At 71.0% G+C, this 6,025-nt stretch carries 4 protein-coding genes and 2 pseudogenes; 4 read left to right on the top strand and 2 right to left on the bottom strand.

What is annotated here, in order from left to right; translation table 11 throughout:
• Positions 1–512 (bottom strand): annotated as a pseudogene (locus AC1HC7_RS01125) (hypothetical protein); the annotation flags it as partial.
• Positions 513–836: 324 nt separating this feature from the next.
• Here AC1HC7_RS01125 and AC1HC7_RS01120 point away from each other — a divergent pair.
• Positions 837–2,165 carry a capsule biosynthesis protein gene (locus AC1HC7_RS01120; protein ID WP_479497441.1) on the top strand — a complete coding sequence of 443 codons (1,329 nt, stop codon included), beginning with the start codon at positions 837–839 and terminating at the stop codon, positions 2,163–2,165.
• A gap of 94 nt (positions 2,166–2,259) precedes the next feature.
• Here AC1HC7_RS01120 and AC1HC7_RS01115 read toward each other — a convergent pair whose 3' ends face one another.
• Entirely contained in the window at positions 2,260–3,417 is a 1,158-nt protein-coding gene (locus AC1HC7_RS01115) for a polysaccharide biosynthesis/export family protein (protein ID WP_479497440.1), read from the bottom strand.
• Between the two features lie 348 nt (positions 3,418–3,765).
• On the opposite strand from AC1HC7_RS01115, the gene AC1HC7_RS01110 reads away from it, so the two are divergent.
• The 3 genes and pseudogenes from AC1HC7_RS01110 to AC1HC7_RS01100 form a co-directional block, all read left to right on the top strand.
• A complete protein-coding gene (locus tag AC1HC7_RS01110; RefSeq protein ID WP_479497439.1) occupies positions 3,766–4,560 on the top strand; it encodes an ABC transporter permease in 795 nt (264 codons plus the stop codon).
• On the top strand, positions 4,557–5,315 hold the full coding sequence (locus AC1HC7_RS01105) for an ABC transporter ATP-binding protein (RefSeq protein ID WP_479497438.1): 759 nt from the start codon (positions 4,557–4,559) through the stop codon (positions 5,313–5,315). Before AC1HC7_RS01110 ends, AC1HC7_RS01105 begins: the two co-directional genes overlap by 4 nt.
• A 480-nt stretch (positions 5,316–5,795) precedes the next feature.
• Positions 5,796–6,025, top strand: a pseudogene (locus tag AC1HC7_RS01100) (hypothetical protein); the annotation flags it as partial.

Below are 6,025 nucleotides of genomic sequence, written 5' to 3'. Positions count from 1 at the left end.
CCCCGCCGGCGCCCCCCGGGGCATCGCCGCCGATCCGCGCCCCGGCGGCGAGGCCGACCCCCACCCCCCGCGCCGCGCGGCGCGCGCCGCGCCTGAAGCCGCCGGTCAGGAACAGCCCTCCGACGATCACCGCGCCGCCGCCAAGCGCGATCCGGGGGGTCAGGGACTCGCCCAGCAGCGCCACGGCGAAGGCGGTGGACAGCAGCGGCCCCGGTGGCCCGCGCGGCGGGATAGACCAGCGACAGGTCGCCCTTGCGATACCCCGCCTGCAACAGCAGGAAATCCACCAGATGCAGCGTCGCGCTGCCGGTGATGAACAGCCAGTCGCGCGGGGCGAAATCCGGGCGCTCGGCGACGAAGACCACGATCGCCAGCGGCAGATACAGCGCCGCCGACAGCGCCGAGAACAGCCACGCCAGTTCCGGCCCGGCGTCGATGCGCTTGACCGCGATGCTCCACGCGGCGTGGCAGAAGGCGGCGATGAGGACGAGGGTCAGGCCAAGGGCGGTCATGTGGGAAAATCTCAAGGATCACAGGGTTGAAGGCGTGCGCATGCACGCCCCTCCACCCCCCCCCCTGGCGTTTTCGTCCTTGGGTGTCTGGCGCGCTCGGCTCATGACGGCGCTCGGTCCGGACCCGGCGCGCCGGCGGAACCCTGGCCGCACTTGGATAGGCGATGTCAGCTTGCGCCGGCGGCGGCGTTTGCAAAGCCCGGCCAACCTGCGGCCAACCCGGCGCCGTCACCGCGCCGCGCCGCTTGCGCCGCCGGCTGTCCATTGACAAGGCGGCGCGCGGTCTCTACCCGCTCGCGCAACGCCACCCCGACAGGATGAGCCGTGATCCCGCGCGACAGCTCCAGCCCCAGCGACAAGCCCGCGCCGCGCCGGGTGCTGTTCCTGCAGGGACCGCCATCGCCGTTCTGGCACGAACTGGCGGGGGCGTTCGAAACCGCCGGCCACGCCGCGTTCCGCATCAACCTGTGCATGGCCGACCGGGTGTATTGGCGCCGACGCGGGGCCGACGATTATCGCGGCCGGTTCAGCCGCTGGCGGGCGTATCTGGCCGATTACCTGGTCCGCAACGCCATCACCGACATCATGTATTACGCCGACCGTCTGCCCTATCACGTGACGGCGGGCGAATTGGCGGAGGAGCTGGGGATCAACGCCCATGTGGTGGAGTTCGGCTATCTGCGCCCGGACTGGATCACGCTCGAACGCACCGGCATGGGGGCGTTTTCGCGCTTTCCCGACGATCCCGACGCGATCCGGCGCATCGCCCGCGCCGCCCGCGCCGCCGGGGCGGCGATGGAGGCCGGGGTGCTCTACCCCCATGACTTCGGGCAGGAGGCCCTGAACGAGGTCGCCTTCAACCTGCTCAACACGCTGTTCGCGCTGCCCTATCCGCTGTTTCGCATGGACCGCTACTATCACCCGCTGGTGGATTTTCTCAGCTGGCTGCCAAGGCTCGCCCGCCAGCGCCGCATGCATCGCGCCGCCGAGACGGTGGTCGAGGCCTGCGCCGCCGGGGTCTTTGCCTATGACCTCGTGGCGCTGCAATTGCAGAGCGACTATCAGGTGCGCGACAACTCTCCCTTCGACCGGCTGTCGGAGGTGATCGAGGCCGTGATGGGGTCCTTCGCCCGCCGCGCGCCGGCGGAGCGGCGGCTGATCTTCAAGCTGCATCCGCTCGACAACGGTTTTGAAAACTGGCCGCGCGAGGTGGCCCGCGCCGCCGCCCGCCACGGCGTTGCGGCGCGGGCGCAGACCATCGACGGCGGGGCGCTCGACACGCTGATCGGGCACGCGCATGGGGTGATCGCGGTGAATTCGACCGTCGGGCTGCACGCCATCCGCGCCGGGCGCCCGACGCTGCTGCTGGGCAAGGCGATCTTCGACGTGGCCGGGCTGACCCATCAGGGGCCGCTTGATGATTTCTGGCGCGAGCCGGCGGCGGTGGACGCGGCGCTGGCCGAGGATCTGGTCACCGCCATGGCGGCGGCGATCCAGGTGCGCGGCTCGTTCTACAACCCCGAGGGCCGCGCCCGCGCCCGGGCCGAGATCGTCGCCCGCGTGGCGCAAGGCCGGGTCAACGAGCCCGGCGCCTGGCTGCCGGCGCCGCCGCGCCTGCCGGTGACCCATCGCGCGGCTGATTGTCCGCGCTGACTCCATTTTGGCATTTGGCGCGGCGGCGCGCTCGCGCCTGCGGCGCATCGGGCGGGGACGGTCGCGACGTCCGCGGCCGAATCAGGTCAATTGGTCAGCCGAAGACATTGGCCAGGCTGATCGCCGTGGTGGCGGGTTGCAGGGACAGGCCGAGGATGCGCAGGATTTTCTCGAAATTGGCGATCGGCGCGTTGGCTACGTAGACGATGTCCTTGTTTTCCATGCGAAAGCGCCGCGCGAGGAAAAAGGCGCCGGGTTGGCGCAGGTTGAGGTTGTAGACCACCGGAATCGCCGTCGCGGATGCGCCGTCGGGCGCCGCCGCGTCGCCCAGCACCGCCCGCGCGGTCGCCGGGTCCTCGTAGCGGAACACGTAGATCGCCGCCGGATCGGCGCGGTTGTCCGCGAGCCCCCCGGCCATGGCCAGCGCCTCGTCCAGCGTCACCACCTCGGCGCTGAAGTCGAGCCGCGTGGGATTGCGCGCCGCGCCGAACACCGTGAAGGTCTGCGGGCTGACCACCAGATTGACCACGTCGCCGGCGCGCATGGGCACGTTCTGCGCCGGTTCGCGCAGCACCTGCGACAGCTGGGCCTCGCCCACCTGCCCGCCGCGCGTCAGCCGCACCCGGGTGCGGAACGGCGGCGCGCGCAGCCCGCCGGCGGCGGCGACCACGTCCAGCACCCGTTCGCCCACGCCCTTGAGCGGCACCAGCCCGCCGCCATTGGCCGCGTCGCCCAGCACCGTGACCGCCGAGCCGGGGGAGCCGTTCAGCGTCACCAGCGCCTGGGGTTCGATGGCCTTGCCCTGCAGCGCCGCGACGATCGAATTGGCCACCGCCGCCGTCGAGCGCCCCGCCGCCTTCACCCGCCCGGCATAGGGCACGGTGATGGCGCCGTCGGCCCCGACACGCTGGGGGGGCAGCGGCGCGCTGCGCGGCCCGTCGGGGGACGCCGAGGAGAACAGCCCGCCATTCACCGCCTCCCAGATGGTCACGGTGACCACGTCGCCGGTGCGCAGCACATGCCCGCGCGCGCCGCCCCCGGTCCCCAGCGCGGTTTCGCGCGCGATTTCGCGGGTCTCCAGCGCCGCCGCCACGGCCTCGTCGATCGCGATCAGCGCGTAAGGCGTGGCGTTCGCCGGCGGCGCGGCGGCCTCCGAGACCACCGCCTCGGAAATCGGGCCGGTGTTGGCGAGCCCCCCGCATCCGGCAAGACCCAGGCCGGCGATCGCAAGAACAAAATGGGATACGCGCATCAATCCAGTCCCTCGCTGGCGCCTCTGAGCGGCGCATGCGCTACTCTTGCCGCGCCGCCCCGTCCTGCGCAACCGTTTTGGCGGCGCCGGCGCTGGCGCGCGCGCGGGCGAGGTCGCGGGGTTTCAAGGGCTTGGCGCGCTGGCGTCTCGCCACGGGCGGCGGCGCGTGCTACAGGAACCGTCGGCGCGCGGGCCGCGAACCCGCCGGGGATCCCGGCGGCCGGCCGCAAGGCGCGAGACACGCGGGAGGCCAGCGGCGAAACGCGACGGCACGGGCGACAGGCGAAACGGCGGCCGCCGGACCCGGGCCGGCCGGCGACCCGCCCGGGTTGCGAGGAGCGCGAACACATGCAAATGCAGGCAGGACGGCGCGATTCACCCATGGCGGTGCATGTTCGTGTGGTGATTGCGCTTCTCAGGCGCGAGATGACCACCCGCTACGGCGCATCCTTCGGCGGCTATTTCTGGGCCGTGGCCGAACCCGTGGGCATGATCGCGCTGATGAGCCTGGTGTTCTCGATGCTGGCGCGGGCCCCGATGCTGGGGCAGAATTTCATCGTTTTCTTCGCCAGCGGCTATCTGGCCTTCAACTTCTACAAGACCAGCGCCGACCTGCTGGGCAGCGCGATCAAGAGCAACCTTGCGCTGATCCGCTATCCCAACGTCACCATCTACGACGCGCTGGTGGCGCGGCTGGCGCTGCAGTTCCTCACCAACTGCATGGTGTCGGGGCTGATTCTGGGCGGCGCGATCTACATCACCGGCGAACCGGTGCAGATCGATTTCGGCTACATCCTGCCGGCGATCTTCGCGGCGACGCTGCTGGCGGCGGGGGCGGGGTCGGTGAACGCGGTGCTGTTCGTGCTGTTCCCGTTGTGGGAGCGGGTCTTCGCCATCATATCAAGGCCGCTGTTCATCATCTCGGCGGTGTTCTACACGCCCGAGAGCATGCCCGCCATGGCCCGCGACCTGCTGGCCTACAACCCGCTGGTGCATATCGTCGGGGTGTTTCGTCAGGGGGTCTATCCGGTGTATCATGCCACGGTGAACAATCTGGGATACCCCATTGTCCTGGGGCTGGTGCTGGTGTTCCTGGGACTTCTGCTGCTGCGGCGCTTTGACGAGAGGCTGGCCGACCTGTGATCCGCTTTGACAACGTCTCGAAAAGCTTTCGCCTCAAGGGGGTCGAAAGCGCAAAAGTGATCGTGCGGGATCTCAACATGACGATCCCGCGCGGGCGCAACCTGGCGTTGCTGGGGCGCAACGGCGCGGGCAAGTCGTCGCTGCTGAAGCTGATCGCGGGGTCGATCAAGCCGGATCGCGGGCGGGTGCTGCGGCATTGCCGGGTGTCCTGGCCGCTGGGCTTCGCGGGCAGCTTCCACCGGGCGCTGACCGGGGCGCAGAACATCCGCTTCGTGGCGCGCATCTACGGCGCCGACGTGAAGAACCTGACCGAATACGTGAAGGAATTCGCCGAGCTGGGCGATTTTCTGTATCAGCCGGTGGGGATCTATTCCTCGGGCATGAAGGCGCGGCTGGCTTTCGGGGTGTCCATGGGGATCCAGTTCGACACCTATCTGGTGGACGAAATCACTGCCGTGGGCGATGAAAACTTCAAGCGCAAATGCCGCGCCGCCTTCGAAAACCGGCTTTCGGGCAGCAACGTCATCATGGTGTCCCACGGCATGGACGGGCTGCGAAGCTATTGCGATTGCGGGATCGTTCTGGAAAACGGCCGGCTGGAATACTATGACGACATAGACGACGCCATCGCGCGTCATCTGGACAACATGCGGCGCAGCCGCGAAGGCCGGCGCGGCGGTCCGGGCCCCCGCGCGGGCAATGGCGGCAAGGGCGGGGGCAATCGCCCCGGCGGCCGTTTGCAGGAGCTGGCCTGAGCCATGGACAGACCCGATCAGCGCCCCGACGGGGCCGACGCGCCGCCCCTGTCGGGCGAAGCCGCCGCCGAACCGCGCCCTGGCGGCCCCGCGCCCCGGCCCGCGGCGTCCGCTTGCGCGACCGTCGAGGCGCCGCCCCGGGCCGGCGGCCCGGGCGCCGATGCGCCCGGCAAGGCGGCGAACCCGGCGCAGGGCGGCGCTGCGCCGGGTCAAGGTCAAGGTCAACAAGGCCGGGGCCAAGGCCAACAAGGCCAGGGTCGCGCCCCGGGTCCGGGCGGCAAACAGGGCGGCGGGCAAGGGCAGGGCGGCAAACAGGGCGGCGGGCAGGGTCAAGGCAACGGACCGCCCCGGGGTCAGGGCCAAGGCCAGGGCAACGGACCGCGCCAGGGTCAGCGGCAAGGCCAGGGCCAGGGTCAGGGTCAGGGCAACCTCCCGGCGCGGATGCGTCAGGGCGGTCCCGGCGGCCAGCAGGGCGGTCAGTTGGCGCGGCATCGCCCCGGCGGCGTGCAGGGCGGGGGCCATGGCGGCGGACCGCCGCGCCCCACCATCGTCATCGACCTGCCCGCCTCGGAAGGCGCGCGCCGCGCCCGGCGGCGCGGCTTCTGGCGGCGCATGGCCCTGTGGCTGAGCTTCATCGTCATGGTGCTGGCCCCGGCGGGCGGCGTGACCTGGTATCTCTGGGCGCGGGCCGCGGATCAATACGCCTCGGA

Source organism: Oceanicella sp., assembly GCF_056449545.1.
The sequence above is the reverse complement of the archived record's forward strand: the minus strand, read 5'-3'. Positions and strand labels throughout refer to the sequence as shown.